Source organism: Comamonas sp. GB3 AK4-5, assembly GCF_041320665.1.
Lineage (GTDB): Bacteria > Pseudomonadota > Gammaproteobacteria > Burkholderiales > Burkholderiaceae_C > Comamonas.
Window position 1 is genome coordinate 1930912 of the sequence record NZ_CP166730.1, and the last position, 17260, is coordinate 1948171.

Consider the following 17260-nt stretch of genomic DNA (forward strand, 5'->3'; position numbering starts at 1 on the left):
GAGGCTTTGAACTATCTACCAAACTCTGGTCGATTCAGTCTCAGAAATTCGAGGGGACTACAACAACAGCTCCATACGCAATCATCCGTGACCCGTCAACTCGACTCATCATCAGTTTTGATGGGTTAGTCATGGGTTAGAAATTCAGGGATGTCGCGCCTCCAAAATTGAACCCATCCGGATGCTGATGGGTTCGACGGGACTCATTGAACCAACTTCAATAGTTCTTTCAAGGAGGCTTAAATGGCACAACAATTTCAAGAGGCACTGATTCGCAAGTGCAAAGTTCTGGAGATGACCGGTTGGTCCAACTCGACTTTATATCTTCGGATCTCTAAGGGTGAGTTCAAACCAGGTGTCAAAGTCGGCAGCCGCATGGTCGCTTGGCCCCTGAGCGAGGTTGAGGCATACATCAAAGCGCGCATCTCTGAGCGTGACGAGCAGATCGGTGGGGCAGCATGAAGCGCAAAAAGGCTCATAGCAGCCCCACGCTGCACACTGCTGCCACAGCACAAAACCCGCAGCAGGACATTCCTTCTCCGGTGAAGCAGGATAAACGTGCCAAAGAACCGTTGAACCTCGACGAGGAGCATGCTCCGTCCCCTCTGCCTAAGGCCATCAAAGCAGTCTTTCGTGTTGTCGATGAATTCGGCAAGCGAACCGGCCACCTTGCTGTCGAGTCAGTAAACGAAGCCGCTGAAACCGTGCTGAGCCCAATTGACTTGAAGAAGATGAGCAATGGAAATTTGGAAGAGGTTACGGCGCTTGCGGTGGACGCGGACTTGAGCCCGTTCCAATCTCGAAAGGGCGGTAATGAGCTTGCTGCGCTGATCCGTCAGCCTCACCACCATCGACCCGCTTACATCGCTGACCGTGATGGTTACCATCGGGTGGACTATGGCGGCAAGGTCATCGAATTTTTCGTGTGGCGCGACAAGATCCATATGTTTGGTGAAGAGTCTCCACCTATCGCGCTGCTCGTTTCCAAGGAGGTTGCTGCCTATCCGCCTGCATCCGGAACGCAAAACGACTGGATGTCAGAAGTTGGGGTGCACGTTGTTCGTAACCCATACATGCTGATTGCCGTGCTAGCTGGCTTGGCTGCCTTGCTGAGCCAAGCATTCGCTTTGCCGAAATTGGTGCTCATGTTTGTTGGCCCCAGCAGCCAAGGCAAAACAACACTGCTGCGTGTTGGGCAGTCGCTTATCAGCTCTGGCAAGACTATTGAGACCTTTGCGGGAACCACCAAAGGTATTGAGCTCAAGTTGCGTGAACATTCGGATGCGCCAGCGTTCATGGATGAGCTTCGCCAAGCCGATGTTCCTTCCGATTTGATCAAGCTGGTTTTCGACATTGAGAACGGCGCGAATCGCAAGGTCAGCTCAGGTGCTCAGAAAGTTGTTCAGCGTGGTGCCATTCGTGCCGCGCTGGTAGCCGCCAACGAAAGCACTGTGGCCGAAATTACGTCGGGAGTACGGGTCAAGGTCAACGAGGGCATTGCGGCTCGCTTGCTCGAAGTGCACATTCAGGCCCCACATGGCACCTTCCATGTCCTGCCCGACAACATGACGGCCAAGCAGTTCGCTGAGCACATGAAACTTGCTACGTCTCGTGTGTATGGTGCAGTTTGGGACGCTTGGGTGCATAGCGTGGCTACAAATGCATCCAACATTCGCAGCTGGCTTGGAAAAAACCTTGCTCAATTTGAGGAAGAGTTGTTGGAAGGGCTACCTGTCAACAACCCGGTTACTGCTCGCCTGGTGCAGGGTATGGCTGCTTGGTGCTGCGCGGGGATGTTGGCGCGGCGCTTCGGATTGCTGGACATTGATCGCAAAGCCATCATTTCGGCAGTTCGGCTGGTGCTTGAAGAGCACTTGAAACGCAACATTCATGGCAGTCACAGCGTTGCTGAGCAAGTAGTGGCAACTGTACGTGCATGTATTGACCAGAACGCGAGCAAGTTTCCTCCTCTGGCGCAGTTCCACTCACCAGAGCACTCCCGCATCTATGGGTATCGCGTTGGTCACGGCGAGGATGCGGAATTTTTGTTCTTACCTTCTGTTTTTGAGCAGCTCGTTGGTCAGAAGTATGGAACCGAAGCTGCCGCTCGCGCGCTCTCGACTGCGGGTTTTCTGAAATGCACCAAAGGTGCTGGCTATCAGTATCAGAAGCGTGTTCCCAGCATGAGCGGTGAATCAGAGCGCAAACGCTTTTATGCGGTTTTTGGCCGCATTCGATTCGTCTGAATTTGCACGTTAACGAGCTCTTGCTGTCACGTTGTCACAACGTCACAAGCATTTAGCACGACAGCGTGGCAGTACGCATCAACCAATTCATGGCTGGCTGTAATACATGACATCAGCCTGCTCAAGCCCCTGGATATTACAAATGAACCTCAATAACGTAGCTCGTGGTGCAGCACCATTGACTTTGCGTGAACGTTGGATGGCGAAAGCTTGTAGTGCTGCACTTGCAGAGTTCAAGCGTATTACGACACTGGTGGACGTGGATTTCAGCCCCAACTTAGATGCCCAGTTGGAATCTAGCACCAACGTTAAAGCTAAAGTCAAAGTGTGGAAGCCGTTTCACTCATTCCTAATTGATACGGTCAAGGTCAAGGTGCGGGTACTTCACCCACCCTTGCAAGAACTTGCGCTGAACAATGCCAACGTCAAGCAGGATGGCTACAAGTTCCTCATCAAATGCCCAGATACTGGTGCGTGCGTTCAAATGTTTAGCCAAGAAAACTGCCAGGCGTTGTTGCTGGAGTTCAGCGTACCCAAATTTCTAACAGGGCAAAACATCGTAGGCCACTTGGACGTGCACGCGGGAGCTCTTGCTGCTATCAAGAAAGCATTCAAGCTCTTAGGCTTTGTTCCCTCGCCGGAGGAGCGTGCAGCTATTGGCCGCGGCCAGTACGCACTCACGCGTGTTGATGTGACAGTGCATGTTGACTGCGGATCTTCGGACTACGCTCAAGCCTTGATGATCGCGCTGCGTGAATACATCGTCAGCAACGCTGGTGATGTGAGCTTGTATGGCTTGGAAACAGGCTACATAGGTCAGGGCTCGAAACGCCGCACCCTCAAGTGGTATCGCAAGGGTATTGAGTTGAAGAAGAAGGGGCGTGCAATCCCGGCTCATGTTCATGGGTGCGAATACTTGACCAAGGTTGCTGATCGACTGGTGCGCTTTGAACTGACACTGCGTGGCAAGGAGTTGGCACGTCTCAAGTTGTCGTCACCAATGGCGTGGAACGAAGACGTAGCCAAAAAGCAGCTGTTGCCTTGGCTCTACAAGCTGAAGCAAGCGGAGGGTGTGCTGCCAGACACCAACGGTATCAATCTGCTGTCCCCAGCCATGCAAAACAAGCTTCGGCTTTGGCTTTTGGGTGATGTTCTAGCCTTTAGCCGTGGTGTTTCCAAGGATGCCTATCGCGATGCCCGTAAAAAGGTCAAAACGGCAACAGGCTTGGACATTGAGCTGGCTCGGAGCCCTACGCAGCAAGCTGCAGCATTCACAACTATTCGCCAGCTGTTTGAGCGTGGGCTGGGCTTTAAAACCTACGAGGAAAAGTGGGAGCTGTTGGTTCAGAGTGCTCACAAGCACCACGGCTAGCGGCTGTCATAGTGAATCGACCAGAGTTTTTTAGATAGTTCAAAGCCTCCTATTTCCATTCCAATAGGAGTCCTTATTAGCACTGTGTTTGCGTCTTGATTTGATGGTCATCGATTTCTCTAGGTTTGGCCTGATCTCAGGCTTTTTTACGGGAAGAAATCTCGCTTCGCCAACTGTTCAAAAAACCGGGACCACTTCTAAATTTCACCGTTCCGCAGGATGAGTAAGGAAACCCGATCGCCAGAGGTACTCGAAATAGGTGGTCAGCAACTCGCCCTTGCGCTTCTCATAGGCGATGCCGTTACGGCTCATAGCTCTCATGGCGAATTTGCTTTCATACTGGTCGATGTTGATGGCAGAGCTCAGCACGCGATGCTCCGCATCGTCCTTTCGATAGAGCGGAAGGAACTTGTAGATTGCGTTGTCCTCGGCAATTGCGTCCAGCCTGCGTTGCCATGAGGAAAACGGCATCTGCTCCATGACGTAGCCTTGTGCAGCGAGCCAGTCGATGATCTCTCTCCACGAGACGAGTTCTGCGCCGTTGAAAGCGTTGAATACTTGCCCACCTGTGCCCAAGAACTCAGGGGCCGCCATCAGGCGTGAGATGGTGTCTACTGGTGTCATGTTGATAAGACGCTCCATCATCGGAGCGGCACCTAGCTGGATACATCCCTTGATCAGCATGAAGAGCTGATTGTCCTGGTGCAACGAAACGCCTGTGACACTGTGCCCGGTAATCCGGCCCAGCCGAAAGATGTTCGCTGGGTATCCGCTTGCGTGAACACGGGCAAGAAGCCGCTCTGATGCCCACTTCGACTGAAAGTACCCCATGCTGCTTTCGAGTGGCGTGTCATCTGGGAAGTCCTCGGCCAGCAAACCCTGGGGTGTCCGGCGGGCCGCTGCCCCTAGGGTGGAGACGAAATTAAGCACCTTGGGGCGCCCCTGCAAACTTAACCGAGCGAGTTGTGCCGTGCTTTCGACGTTGGAGGTGCGGAGCTCTGAATAGGGCAAGAGATGGTTGACTTGCGCGCCAACGTGATAAATGGTATCGACCTCGTTGGCCAACATGCTTTGCGTTGCTGTTGACAGTCCCAGTGTAGGCAGCGCCAAGTCGGCCTCGACTATCACGATTCTGGGTGAAGGCTGTAGCGGTACAAGCTCGAACCGGTTAAAGCTTAGGGCGAGCTTCGATTCAAGATCGAGCTGGCGACCGCTTCGGCGCAGCAGAACGTAGATACGCCCGATGCCTGCGATTTTTGCCAGTTCGACAAGAAGGTGAGCTCCGACGAAGCCGGTGGCTCCAGTTATCAAAACTGTTCTCTCCAACGAACGCGCAGCGTTCAACTCTTCAGCAGGCATGGGAACCTTTCACATTGAAGGGGTCTGGATTTGCAACACGCGCCGGCAAAGCAACTGCGAGAAAAGCACCGGGTTCTCATGTATGAAGAAATGGCGGCCAGGTAGTCGGTCTAGCGTGAATGCCTCCGAGGTCATCGCGCGCCAGCCGTCCAGCGCCGCGAAATCCACGTCCTTGTCATCAATCCCACCGAAGACATGAATGGGAATAGAGAGTCGGATCAGAGAGGGCCATGACCACGTTTCGAGGAGTGCAAGATCACCTCGAATGGCGGGCTTGATCAGTTCGAACAGTTCCGTTGGCATGCCGAGTTCGTCGATACCATTGGCCATTAGCCGTTGATAGAGACCAGCATCGTCGGTAAGATGAAGAAGAGGTGGCCGAAAAGGCACACTGGGTGCACGGCAGCCCGAGACGATCAGCGCGCAAGGTAGAGGGCCTTCTCTGTACTCATACAGCCGGCACGCTAGCGCATAAGACATCCACCCTCCCATGCTATGGCCAAAGAACGCGAATGGCCGGTCAAGCCAGGGCCGAATCGCTTCGTCCACTTCTGTAACTAACATAGCGAAGTCCGTCGGATGCCTGTCCTGCAGCCTCGCCTGCCGACCGGGCAGCTCAATGCCGCACAGCTCGAAGTCGCCAGGCAGCGATGCCAGTACCTGGCGATAGCAGCTTGCGCCTCCTCCTGCATATGGAAAGCAGAACAGGCGCACCGCTGCACTTGGGAGGGGCCGAGGACAGACGATCATTGCGGACTTTCGGAGCGCTTGAGAAACCCTCCTACCACATAGGGAAGGATTCCGCCGCTACACAAATAGGAAAGTTCTTGCTCCGTGTCGATGCGGACGGTCACCTGAAACTCCAATGTCCGATCATCACCAATCGCCTGAACGGTGCCACTTCCCTTGACCACCATCGGGCAGTGAATGGCCAGGACTTCATCTCCACGCAAGCCGAGAGACGACAAAGACCGTCCTTCGGAGAGTTCCAGCGGAAGCACACCCATGCCGACAAGGTTGGCCCGATGAATGCGCTCAAAGCTCTCCGCGACTACGGCCCTAACTCCCAGCATTGCCAGTCCCTTTGCAGCCCAATCTCTGGACGATCCAGCGCCGTACTGCTTCCCTGCGAGAATTACCAGGGGTGTATCGCTTTCCACATATCGCATCGCCGCATCGAAGATGGGAAGAATATGCCCCGTTGGATGGTGGATCGTCATTCCACCTTCTCCTGAAGCGATGAGTTTGTTCCTGATCCGTTGGCTCGAAAGGATGCACCGCACAGAGATGTCGGAGTTACCACGGCGCGATCCGTAGGAGTTGAAATTCTCCGGACGAATACCTCGGGCGAGGAGGTATTTCCCGGCGGGGCTATCCACCGGAATGGCTCCCGCAGGTGCGATCAGGTCAGTATTGACGGCATCACCCAGTATCGCAAGCACGCGCGAATCCTGGATCGAAATCACATCATCGTACAGTTGCTTGGGACGCACGACATATGGAGGCCTTTGAATGTATGTAGAGTCATCGGGCCAGTGGAATAACGGACTGCGAATCTGCGCGAGGGTATCCCAGCGCTCGCCGCCTTCCAACACCGACGCATAAATGGTTCTATAGCGATCAGCGTTGACGTGTGCGGCAATGGCTTTCTCCACATCCGTGCGCTCAGGCCAGATGTCTCGCAGATATACGGGCTCCCCTCCGGGCGTTGTACCGAGCGAGGCATTTGCGATGTCAAAATCGATCCGCCCGGCCAGCGCGTAGGCAATCACTAGGGCGGGCGAGGCGAGCACGTTCATGCACACGTCGTCGTGAATGCGTCCCTCGTAGTTCCTGTTTCCCGATAGCACCGCGCATACCGCCAGATTCCGCGCCTTGACCTGTGCGGCGACCTGCTCGTTGAGCGCGCCTGAATTTCCGATGCAAGTAGTGCAACCGTACCCTACGACGTGAAAACCGAGTTGCTCCAATGGATCAATCAATCCCGCTCGGCCAAGATAGTCCTCGACCACGCGCGATCCAGGTGCAAGGGATGTCTTGACCCAGGGCTTGGTTGTCAAGCCGCGTGCTACTGCGTTTTTCGCGAGCAGCCCCGCGCTAATCATCGAGGCCGGATTCGAGGTGTTGGTACATGAGGTAATGGCGGCGATCACCACGGCACCTTCCATCAAGGTAGGCGCTGTGTCGTGGCTATTGTCTGCCTTGGTCGATCCACTTTCCGTTGCCTTTCTCAATGCCTCCCCGAAGACCGCTCCAGCGGATTCCAGAGGCACTCGGTCGTGGGGTTTCGCGGGTCCTGCCACGCAAGGAACAATGACCGATAGATCAATCTCAAGCTCTTGCGAGTAGCATGGCTGTTTGCCTTGTGCATCATAGAAGAGCGCCTGTCTTCTCGCGTAGCTCTCAACCCTTGTCACATCTTCGGGCGTGCGCCCCGTCAGGTGCAGAAAATGCAGCGTTTGCTCATCGATTGGAAAGAACCCCGTAGTAGCCCCATATTCGGGGGCCATGTTTGAGATAGTGGCGCGATCGAATACGGAAAGCTTCGAAACGGCAGGCCCAATGAATTCGACGAAACTCTCAACCACATCTATCTGACGAAGCCTCTCGACGATAGTGAGAACGATATCGGTTGCAGTGACGCTGGCCTGCGGGCTGCCAGTCAGCCGGATGCCTACAACTCTGGGAATGCTCATAGGCACCGGCAACCCCAGCAACGCAGCCTCAGCCTCAATTCCGCCAACGCCCCATCCAAGGACGCCGAGCGCATTGACCATGGGGGTGTGCGAATCTGTTCCTATGACGGTGTCGGGAAAGGCAATGCATTGCCCGTCCTCCAACTGCTGCTCGCAGACGACGCGCGCCAGATATTCGAGATTGATTTGATGAACTATGCCCTTACCAGGCGGGATGATCCTCACATCATCGAATGCGTCCTGGCACCAACGCAAGAACTCGTAGCGTTCTCCGTTGCGCTCATACTCCTTTGCTAGGTTCCTTTCTTCCGCATCTGATTCTCCTGCGTGATCGACCTGCACCGAATGGTCAACCACAAGCTCGATGGGTATCGCCGGCTGCACAAGATTGGGGTCACCACCGCATTCCCGGATGACGTCACGCATGGCGGCCATGTCCACCAGTGCTGCGACACCAAGAAAATCCTGCATGAGAATTCTCGAAGGATAGAAAGGCATCTCCATTCGATGGCTCTCGGGTTCCGGCCATGCAAGGATTGCCTCGATCAGCTCGGCTGCGTGTGTGATGCGGGAGGCATTGCGCAGAATGTTCTCAAGCAGAATGCGCAGTGTGAATGGAAGGTGCGAGATGTCACCATATTGGCCTATCTCAAAAATCTCCGGCACCCCAGTGGTCGGTCGGATTACTGGTTTATGGCGCTTTCTGCGTTGCATGTGACAGTCTCCTTGCACATCTCGACGGATTACCTGATGCCGCTATAGATGAGTTGAGCTGCGGCGATCAGCGCCGCGCCCTGGATACAGCGTTTGAAGATGTTTTCGTTTAGAATTCCGATCAACCGATACCCTATGTAGCCGCCGAGCAGTGCCAACGGAATGCACATGACATTTAGGATCAGCGAATCCGCAGTGATGAGGCCGATGCTGGCCGAGAAGGGGAGCTTGAAGGCGTTCAGCAGCAGGAAATACCAGCTGCGCGTTCCGATGAATCCTTTCTTGTCCATGCCCAGCTGCAGAAAATAGATGCCTAGGAGCGGGCCCGCCGCGTTAGCCAGCATGGTGGCGACTCCCACCAGCAAACCGACGACGATGGTGTAGCTCCACTGGGCTATCTGTCCCAGTTTCACGCGCTCCACCACCATCCCAGTCAACAGCATTACGATGATCGTGACACCCAGCACGAGGTCGAATACCTTGTTTGGTATGGCATCCAGAATCAGGTAGCCTATCCCGACCCCGGCTGCGGTCAGCGGGAAGAACTTCAGGATGACCCGCCAATCACAGTCTCGCCGGTAGTAGAGGACAGCGAGCAGATCCGCAAAGACCATCAACGGAAGAATGATGCCGGTGGACTGCTTACCAGGGAATCCGATGGCCACAAGTGGGACTGCAAGGATCACCAGACCCCCTACGGATGTTTTGGAAAAACCAATCAGGATTGCGGCGAGGAAGATACAGATGTAGGCGGTTGCACTGTAGTCCATAGTGAGATTTTTTTGTTGGTTGTGGTTGTTGCCGTCCGTTGGGTTGGATGGCCGGTTTGCTTCGAGTACCTACACGTTTTGTACTTTTTCCCAGAGCGTCGCAACATCCTGTTCTAAGTTCTCCGCATGGGATGTCTGCGCACTTGTGCGCCTTGTAGGACTTGCGTCGCTCACTTGTGGAGCCCTTGTCGACAGGGTGCCCGAGCAGCGCACTAGGTCATGTGCTATTCCCAGTACCGTTGCGTTTCGGTATAGCTGACCTATGTCCAACGAGATTCCCATCTCCTTCGAGATCAGTCTCTGCATCTGCATCAGAACCATTGAGTCTCCGCCCAATGAAAAGAAGTTGTCGCCCTGTTGCACTCCTTCAACACCCAGAAGCCGTTCCCATATTCCCGAGACGCCGCAAATGAAGGAATCTATGTCCATTGGTACGGTGGAGATCTGTTCGTCGGCTGGCTGGGACGAATCGGACCCGTTGGAGCCGGCAGATGTCGCTGATTCCAGCAGCGGATCGATCCAGAATCTTTTGCGCTGAAACGGGTAGGTCGGCAACGAGATCTTGTGACCATTGCCGCCGCCGTAATAGCGATGCCAATCCACTCCTACCCCCAACTCCCAGGCACGGCCCAGTGCCTGCTTGAAAGCCGTGTCGTCGGAAATGGGGCTCTTCTGGTGTCTGCATGAAGAGATCACCTTAGTTGGCACCATTCCTGAAGACGCCTCCACGAAGTTCTTGAGAACTTGCCCGGGCCCGACTTCAATCAAAACTAGGTTCTTCATGGAACCCAGCCTCTCGACGCCGTCGTGAAAGCGAACCGTCTGGCGAAGGTGGCGAACCCAGTAGTCCGGATTCGTCGCCTCGTGCGCTGACAGCCAGTCTCCCGTCAGATTTGAGACGATGGGCAAACTGGGGGGGGCCATCTCGATACCGTCGAAGCAGCGCCTGAATTCATCTAGCACGCCATCCATCATGTGCGAGTGAAAGGCATGCGATGTATTCACACGTACACAGCGAATGCCTTCTTTCTCCAACTCGACCTGGCAGCGGTCGATTTGGTCAAAATCACCAGAGACGACCTGTTGCATTGTGAAGTTGATGGCAGCCAATGAGCACCCCGTCTTTGTCAATGCATCATCAAGCTGCTGCACAGAACAGGTGGCAGCCAACATCGTACCTGGGGAAACTGCTTGCATCAGGCGGCCACGGGCCGCAACTAAGTCGAGCGCGCTTTCGAGCGAAAACACGCCTGCGATGCAGGCCGCAACATACTCGCCGAGGCTGTGTCCCATGCACGCGGCAGGGGAGACTCCCCAGCGGATCCACAATTGGGCCAGTGCGTATTCAAACATGAACAGGACGGGCTGCGATATGCGCGTTTGCTTGAGCGCTTCCTCCGCAACTGCCTCATCACCAGGATGAGGAAAGACAATCCGAAGTACATCCTCTTGGAGCAGCGGGTCGAGGATCTCACAGCATCTGTCCACGCACTCGGAGAACGAGGGGACGTTGAAGTAGAGGTCACGCATCATCCCGATGTGTTGAGTCCCTTGGCCTGGAAAAAGAAAGGCAACCTTCGGCTGCATCCGAGCCACCCGACTTAGTTTCGATGCCAAGAAATCGTCCATTTCCTCCAACAGCGTCGATGTAGTACTGGCCACGAAGGTCGCTGCGTAGGGGTGGTGTACCCTGCCGCACGCAAGCGTCAACGCTATGTCTCTCAACGGAATGAGCGGCTGGGCGCGAAGAAAGGATGCTATTTTGGCGACATAAGCATCAAGTGCGCGGGGTGTTTGCCCCGAAAGGACAAAGATCTCCGCTCCATCAGAATCGGTGGCTGAGCCGCGCATCGGGATTGCCTGGTGATGCTCGAGCACCACATGGGCGTTTGTGCCGCCTAGCCCGAAAGCGCTCACCCCTGCCAACCGCGAGCCCGTGCAATCTTTCCAGGGCACCGACTTCGTATTGACATAGAAAGGCCCTTGGTGAAATGGAATGTGCAAATTCGGTGATTCGTAGTTGATACTTGCCGGAAGAATCCCATGCTTGAGCGCCAGAGCGACCTTCATCAACCCCACAACTCCCGATGCGGTACTCAAGTGTCCGACGTTGCCTTTTATCGATCCGATTGGGCACCGAGCGCCGCTGGGATAGTTTGAGAAGACATGATTCAATGCGGTGATCTCGATCGGATCACCGACAACAGTCGCCGTTCCATGCGCTTCGATATAGTGGATATCTGACGGGGCCACGCCGGCGTCGTGGATCGCCCGCTCGATGGTAGCGATCTGCCCTGCTACTGCTGGCGCTGTGAAACCCACTTTCTCCGTGCCGTCGTTGCCGACTGCGGAGCCCCGGATGACGCCATAGATATGGTTTCCTTCACTCAGCGCATCCTCCAACCGCTTTAATAGAACGACGCCAGCGCCGCTGCCGAACACCGTTCCAGATGCGTTGCGATCGAAGGGACGGCATTGACCGTTTGACGACTCGATTCCACCTTCCCCACGAGCATAGCCATGCCCGTGAGGAACAATGACACGGACCCCTCCCGCTAGCGCTTGCTTGCAGTCCCCTGCCTGAAGGCTTCGAACCGCATTGTGCACGGCGACCAGAGAGGATGAACACGCCGTGTCGATATGCATGCTGGGCCCTTGCAGGTCGAGCTTGTAGGAAAGAAAGGATGCGGCGTAGGTCCGGTCGTTGAACAGTAATGCGCGCCGATCTCCGATCTGAGCGATCAAGTCGTCTCGTGCCCGAACATTGTTGAGGTAGTAGTCGCTTTTCCCCACGCTGACGAAAACGGCCGTTTGCGGGGTCTGTGATGGCAACTCGCCGGCATCTTCAAAGGCTTCGACACTGCACTCCAGAAGAACCCGGATCTGAGGGTCCATTAACTCAGCCTCCCGAGGCGTCATCCGAAAGAACTCGTTGTCGAAGTATTCGATGTCGTGTAGCAGTGAGGTCACCAGCACGCGATCCGAATCGCGGATGGCCTCGACCGCGATCCCCTGTCGCTGCAGCGTCTCGACATCAACAGGCGATAGCATCTCGACGCCGTGAACTAGATCCTTCCAGAATTCCGGAAGCTCCCGCCCTCCCGGAAAACGCCCGGCCATGCCGACGATGGCGATGGGAGATCGCTGCGATTCGGGGCGCTTTCTTACTTCAGGCAGCAATGGTTGAGCCATTTCCTGGCGCAGCCGAACAGCTGGCTTCGATGCTGCCTTGGTGAGGATGTGCCCAGAGAGCGACTCCACAGTCGGGTGTTGGAATATATCCACCAGCTGCAAATTGACCTTCAACTCCTTGACGAGCATCCGATAGAGGCTCACGAGTTTCAGTGAATCAGCCCCAAGCTCGAAGAAGTTAATCTTCCTTGGCAAGGGGCGTACCCCCAGGGCACGAGAACAGATGTCTTCCACGGCATCAACTGGGGCTTGCTCCTCGTGTTCATTGGAGAGCGCGGGAAGTTTCAACGCGGCCAGGGCATTTCTGTCTTTCTTTCCATTCGGAAGCAGTGGGATCTTTTCCATAACGACGATGTGTGAAGGGATCATGGTGGCAGGAATCTTTTCTTCGAGCATTCGACGTAGATCAGATGCATCACCGGCCCAGGCTTGCGTCCATTCCACGTATGCGACGAGAACGAGCTGTTCAGTCGCATCGGGTTTCGCAACTACCACTACTTCTTGGGTTGCGCCAGTGCGCAAGATCGACTGCTCCACCTCGGGAATTTCGATCCGATTCCCACGGATCTTCACTTGCAGATCCTTGCGGCCTCGGTGAACGAAGGATCCATCTGGCAGTTTCTGAGCAAGGTCTCCCATCCTGAACAGGCGGCCATGGTCGCTTCTGTGTTCCGACGAGAAGCGTTCCGCGCTAAGAGCGGCTTTACGCCAATAGCCCGGAGAGAGATATGCGCTCTTGATAACGATTTCTCCGACCTCGCCATCTGCAACAAGCGATCCCGCGTCATCAAGCAGGAGAATCTCTACATCCTCGACTGGGCGCCCCATCAGTGCCACGTTGCTTGAGAGGAATGTCGACTTGTTGATGAAGTATTGCGTGACGGCACCTGTTTCGGTGGATGCTAGACCGCAGGAAAGGCGGCATTGATCAGAGGTGCACCTCTTGTAAAGATCGATGTCCTGCGCATACACCACTTCGCCCCCCAGCTTGATGATTCTCAAATCGGGGAATCGGATCTTTTCGTCTAGCCAGCGCCCCAATTGCCGGAAGATCGTCGCAACCGAACAATAGATGCTGATCTCCTCGCTACGCAGCCAGTCTGGAAGGAGTGCGAGCTCCTCACTCTTGACGGAGAGGACGTGCAATGATGCGCCGTTGAGCAGGGCATTGAAGGTGTCGCGGATTGATCCATAGACATTGCAGGGGTAGAGCAATGACTGCTTGTCGTTCGCGCTGATCTCGAAAGACTTGGAGTGAACCCATACGTTGTGCATTAGCTGTCGATGACTTTGCATGACGCCTTTGGGTGTACCCGTTGTTCCCGAGGTGTACAGCAAGCATGCTAAATCGTCACCCTTCACTCCAACAGCCGGATTGACCTCATCCAGATCATCCCCTAGTTCGTCAATATCAATCAGCGCAGCTGCCTCGGTTAATCTGGCCCGGCTCTGCGATGAGAGCGTGCCGTCGACTACAAATAGCTGAGCCTCTGAATCCCGGAGCATGTGTTCGGTGCGATCCACGGGGACACTCGGATCAAGCGGAACGTAGAATCCTCCAGCCTTTAGGATGCCCAGTGCTGCTGCAATCATGTTGATTCCCTGGGGAATCAAAATAGCGACGGGCAAATCTCGTAGTCGTCGCTCTCCACATCGAAGTAACCTACTTGCGATACGGTTGGCAAGCTGGTTGAGTTCACCGTATGACACGGATCCATGCAGGGTCTTGACTGCCAGCTTGTTCGGTAAGGTTGCGGCAATCAACTCGAATCTTTCGTGCACCGCCGCCGACAAAACGGTCTCTGACCAATGTAATTCTTCGCTCGTATCGTGCTTAGACATAGGACCTCTCCAGAGATGCTTAAGAGTCTTGTTTCTCTTGGTTTGCAGCTTCAACTGCGTTCACTCACTGCTTCAGTTGCATCGACCGCTCTAAGTACCAAACAAGTGGTTGTCGCATGGGCATATAACATCCCATCAGGGCCGATCAGACGAGCCTCAGCGGTGGCCAGCTTGCGCCCGCAGTGGATCACAGTCCCCTCGGCGCGTACGCGCAGCACATTCAGTGACACGCTACGTACCAAGTTCACGCTCAGTTCGGCCGTGGTGTAGCCGTACCCTGTAGGTATCAAGGTGTAGACGGCGCAGCCCATAGCCGAGTCCAGCAGCGTGGCGTACCAACCACCGTGCACGGTGCCGATGGAATTAAGTAGATTCAGACTCGGTGTTCCTTGAAATATGGCTTTACCCGGCTCAACGGATATCAGCGTGTAGTTCAGTGTTTTCGCCATTGGGGCGCATGGAATTTCTCCATCCAGCATCGCCTGAAGGACTTCGAGCCCGGATTTGCCTGAAGTCTGCGTTTGCGAGGCAACCCCAGGCCCTGGGCCGAGTGTTCTGCGGGCATTGGTCGTCTGCTCTTGCTCCAACCACTCGGCCAAGGAAGAGGTCTGTTCAATGGGCATGCATACTCCTGATAGGGTTGGCTTGGGTTCCCGTAATTCGTGTCCTGGAGACCTTCAGAGCTTCGGATGAGGGTTGAATCCACCTTCGATGTAATCCCAGATGGCAATGCCCTCACGTTCGAGCACACGTTTCACTGCGGGCCGGTCCTCCAGTCGTCGCGCATGCAGAGTCCAGGCTGGAAATCGAGAGGCCATGTAGATAGGGATCGACCGCGCTGTACTGCCTGCCGACGGCATACGGTTCCCGACTTAAATGACCTTCGATGCGCTCGAAGGCTTGAGTCAAGTTGATGCGGCCCTTAGCCTCGACCTGAGCCTCTAAGCAGGGCTCGCCGATGAAGCGACCGGCCTGCCACACCTGGCCCACAGCCATCGTGTGAACGGTGCCCGACAGCCAGTTGAACCATTCGGCGCAGCGCGCTAAGGCCATCGGATGGGCGGTCGGCAACCAGTTTCCCTCCGGGTGGCGCAGAGCGAGATACAGCAGGATGGCGGGCAACTCGGTGAGCACCTCGGCGCCAACGACGAGCACCGGCACACGGCCCTTGGGATTGATCCGCAGGAAGCCGGCCGAGCTAGTCATCCCTTGTGGAATCGACACGCACTCCTGAGTGAAAGGCTGGCCGATCTCCTCCAGCAGCACGTGTACTGCGAACGAGCAGGCACCTGGCGAGTAGTAAAGTTTGAGGGCCATCGGTCTTCTCTGCAATGTGTGGATGAGCGTCCAGCTAGCCAGTGGATGCGGAGGAGCGCCGGAAGTACGAGGTAATTCGTGCGCCGAACGTTGCAACGAGAACACCTGCCAGCACCAGAGCGGCAGCGGCCAGCTTCCACGGCAGCAAGGGCTCATCAAGGACCACAGCGGACGACAAGATGGTCAGCACAGGCACCAACAAGGTGAACGGCGCCACTTGAGTCGCGGGGTAAAGCTGCAGTAGCTTGCTCCACAATGCGTATGCTAAGAAGGTGCCGAAGTACGCCATGTAGAACATCGAGCTCACGCCGACACCCGACAGATTTCGGAAGCTGTGCACAACCAATTCCGGCCCTTCGAGTACCAGTGAGGCCAGCAGCAGAGGTGGCCAGGCGAAGAGACTACCCCAGGCGATCAAGGCCAGTAGGTTCACAGGACCCAAGTGCTTACTGACAATGTTAGCCGTACCCCAGGCCGAGGCTGCCAGCAACATCAGCAGCAAGCTCAACACGCTGAATCCGCCGGCGGCGGAGCCTACGTGCATGGCGACTAGGCCCAGCCCAGAGAACGAGATCAGCGAGCCCAGGATTTGCCACCGGCTCGGCCGCTCCCTCAGGAATACCGCGGCGAGCGCTGCCGTCACGAACACATGCACCTGCAGCAGCACCGCTGCCATTCCTGCCGGGACTCCCTGATGGATCGCCACCGCCAGAAGACCAAGCTGCATGGCGAACATCAAGATACCGTATAGAGCCACCTTGTACAGGGACACAGAGGGGCGTGGCAGTATCAGTATCCAGGGCAGCGAAGTCAGAAGCAAACGCACCGTGGACAAGGCCAGCGGTGGCATGTCGCGCAATCCCAGCTTCACAGCCAGGAAGCTCAGCATCCAGAGCACGACTATTAGCAATGCCAAGCCTACGTGCTGGACTCTCATGTTGGCCTCACGGACATAAATTCACATGGGTTTGTCAGCGCTGGCGGCGGACATACTGCTGCCGGCCGAGGCTTTCTGGGGAGGCTGCTTTGCTCCAGAGAACGGGCAGCGTCCCGTAGCAGGTGAGTTGTCATCAGAGGCGCAATACTGCTTCCACCGGAATGCCAACGTCTCGTCAATGACGTTGAAATCCGGGTGCATTTCCATGTCTCCGTCGTAGGCTTGGAGCTTCGGACGAATGATCTTCCGTGCCTGAATGCCGCCAGGCGTGGCACCCTCGATACCAATGAATACGCGCTTGGGCTGAAACAGGATCATCATGCTTTTCCCAAAGCGTCGGCTGTTGCGCTGCTTGTAGGCAGGGAAGCCGCAGAACAGGAAGATGTCGTCGCCCGAGAAGCAGAACTCCCAGTTGGGGTTCTCCGTATCCTCGGTCACATGCGCTGGCCACGGAAGGGGATCATGCTGGTGCAGATAGTTGACAATTTCCCAGAACCGCTTTTGATAGTGGTCGAAGTCATGCTCTTCTTTTTCTGGCTCAAAGAAGGTGATATAGGCATGCCGAACGTCTGCGTGCTCACGCGCGAACTGCATAAATTCATTGAGCTTTGCCGGCAACTCATGAAGCGCGTCCCGGTTGATCACGCCATAGCGCATCTCGTCTTTCTTCACCCCCACCGTGCCGAAGTAGCACGGGAAACTTGAGTGAGTGACCTTTTTATGGAAGATGTCAAACTCGTCAATGGCCCAAGGTGCTATCAGGCTGGGGTCACGCATGTCTGCATTGGTTAGCGGCCGGTTTGTATTCATCATTG

The 17260-nt window shown here is 55.5% G+C and carries 12 protein-coding genes; 3 read left to right on the forward strand and 9 right to left on the reverse strand.

Going from position 1 to position 17260, the window contains the following annotated elements; genetic code table 11:
* Positions 1 to 243 precede the first annotated feature (243 nt).
* The 3 genes from ACA027_RS08655 (at position 244) to ACA027_RS08665 (ending at position 3618) form a co-directional block, all read left to right on the forward strand.
* Positions 244 to 462, forward strand: coding sequence for a helix-turn-helix transcriptional regulator (locus ACA027_RS08655; RefSeq protein WP_370681967.1), 219 nt, complete (start codon positions 244 to 246; stop codon positions 460 to 462).
* Entirely contained in the window at positions 459 to 2246 is a 1788-nt protein-coding gene (locus ACA027_RS08660) for a DUF927 domain-containing protein (protein WP_370681968.1), read from the forward strand. Before ACA027_RS08655 ends, ACA027_RS08660 begins: the two co-directional genes overlap by 4 nt.
* A 142-nt stretch (positions 2247 to 2388) precedes the next feature.
* A complete protein-coding gene (locus ACA027_RS08665; RefSeq protein ID WP_370681969.1) occupies positions 2389 to 3618 on the forward strand; it encodes a phage/plasmid replication protein, II/X family in 1230 nt (409 codons plus the stop codon).
* 204 nt (positions 3619 to 3822) lie between these two features.
* Here the strand turns inward: ACA027_RS08665 and ACA027_RS08670 are convergent, their stop codons facing one another.
* The 9 genes from ACA027_RS08670 to ACA027_RS08710 form a co-directional block, all read right to left on the reverse strand.
* Entirely contained in the window at positions 3823 to 4977 is a 1155-nt protein-coding gene (locus tag ACA027_RS08670) for a thioester reductase domain-containing protein (protein ID WP_370681970.1), read from the reverse strand.
* 9 nt (positions 4978 to 4986) lie between these two features.
* A complete protein-coding gene (locus tag ACA027_RS08675; RefSeq protein ID WP_370681971.1) occupies positions 4987 to 5727 on the reverse strand; it encodes a thioesterase II family protein in 741 nt (246 codons plus the stop codon).
* On the reverse strand, positions 5724 to 8387 hold the full coding sequence (gene acnA, locus ACA027_RS08680) for an aconitate hydratase AcnA (RefSeq protein ID WP_370681972.1): 2664 nt from the start codon (positions 8385 to 8387) through the stop codon (positions 5724 to 5726). The genes ACA027_RS08675 and acnA overlap by 4 nt, the downstream gene beginning before the upstream one ends.
* 29 nt (positions 8388 to 8416) lie before the next feature.
* Complete coding sequence (locus ACA027_RS08685) at positions 8417 to 9157, reverse strand: sulfite exporter TauE/SafE family protein (protein ID WP_370681973.1); 741 nt, start codon at positions 9155 to 9157, stop codon at positions 8417 to 8419.
* Between the two features lie 69 nt (positions 9158 to 9226).
* Positions 9227 to 14191, reverse strand: coding sequence for a beta-ketoacyl synthase N-terminal-like domain-containing protein (locus ACA027_RS08690; RefSeq protein ID WP_370681974.1), 4965 nt, complete (start codon positions 14189 to 14191; stop codon positions 9227 to 9229).
* Positions 14192 to 14241: 50 nt separating this feature from the next.
* Entirely contained in the window at positions 14242 to 14814 is a 573-nt protein-coding gene (locus ACA027_RS08695; RefSeq protein ID WP_370681975.1) for a PaaI family thioesterase, read from the reverse strand.
* Positions 14815 to 14926: 112 nt separating this feature from the next.
* Positions 14927 to 15508, reverse strand: coding sequence for a glutathione S-transferase family protein (locus ACA027_RS08700; RefSeq protein ID WP_370681976.1), 582 nt, complete (start codon positions 15506 to 15508; stop codon positions 14927 to 14929).
* A gap of 34 nt (positions 15509 to 15542) precedes the next feature.
* Entirely contained in the window at positions 15543 to 16445 is a 903-nt protein-coding gene (locus ACA027_RS08705; protein WP_370681977.1) for an EamA family transporter, read from the reverse strand.
* A gap of 21 nt (positions 16446 to 16466) precedes the next feature.
* Positions 16467 to 17255, reverse strand: a complete 789-nt coding sequence (locus tag ACA027_RS08710; RefSeq protein ID WP_370681978.1) for a YqcI/YcgG family protein — start codon at positions 17253 to 17255, stop codon at positions 16467 to 16469.
* Positions 17256 to 17260 lie beyond the last annotated feature (5 nt).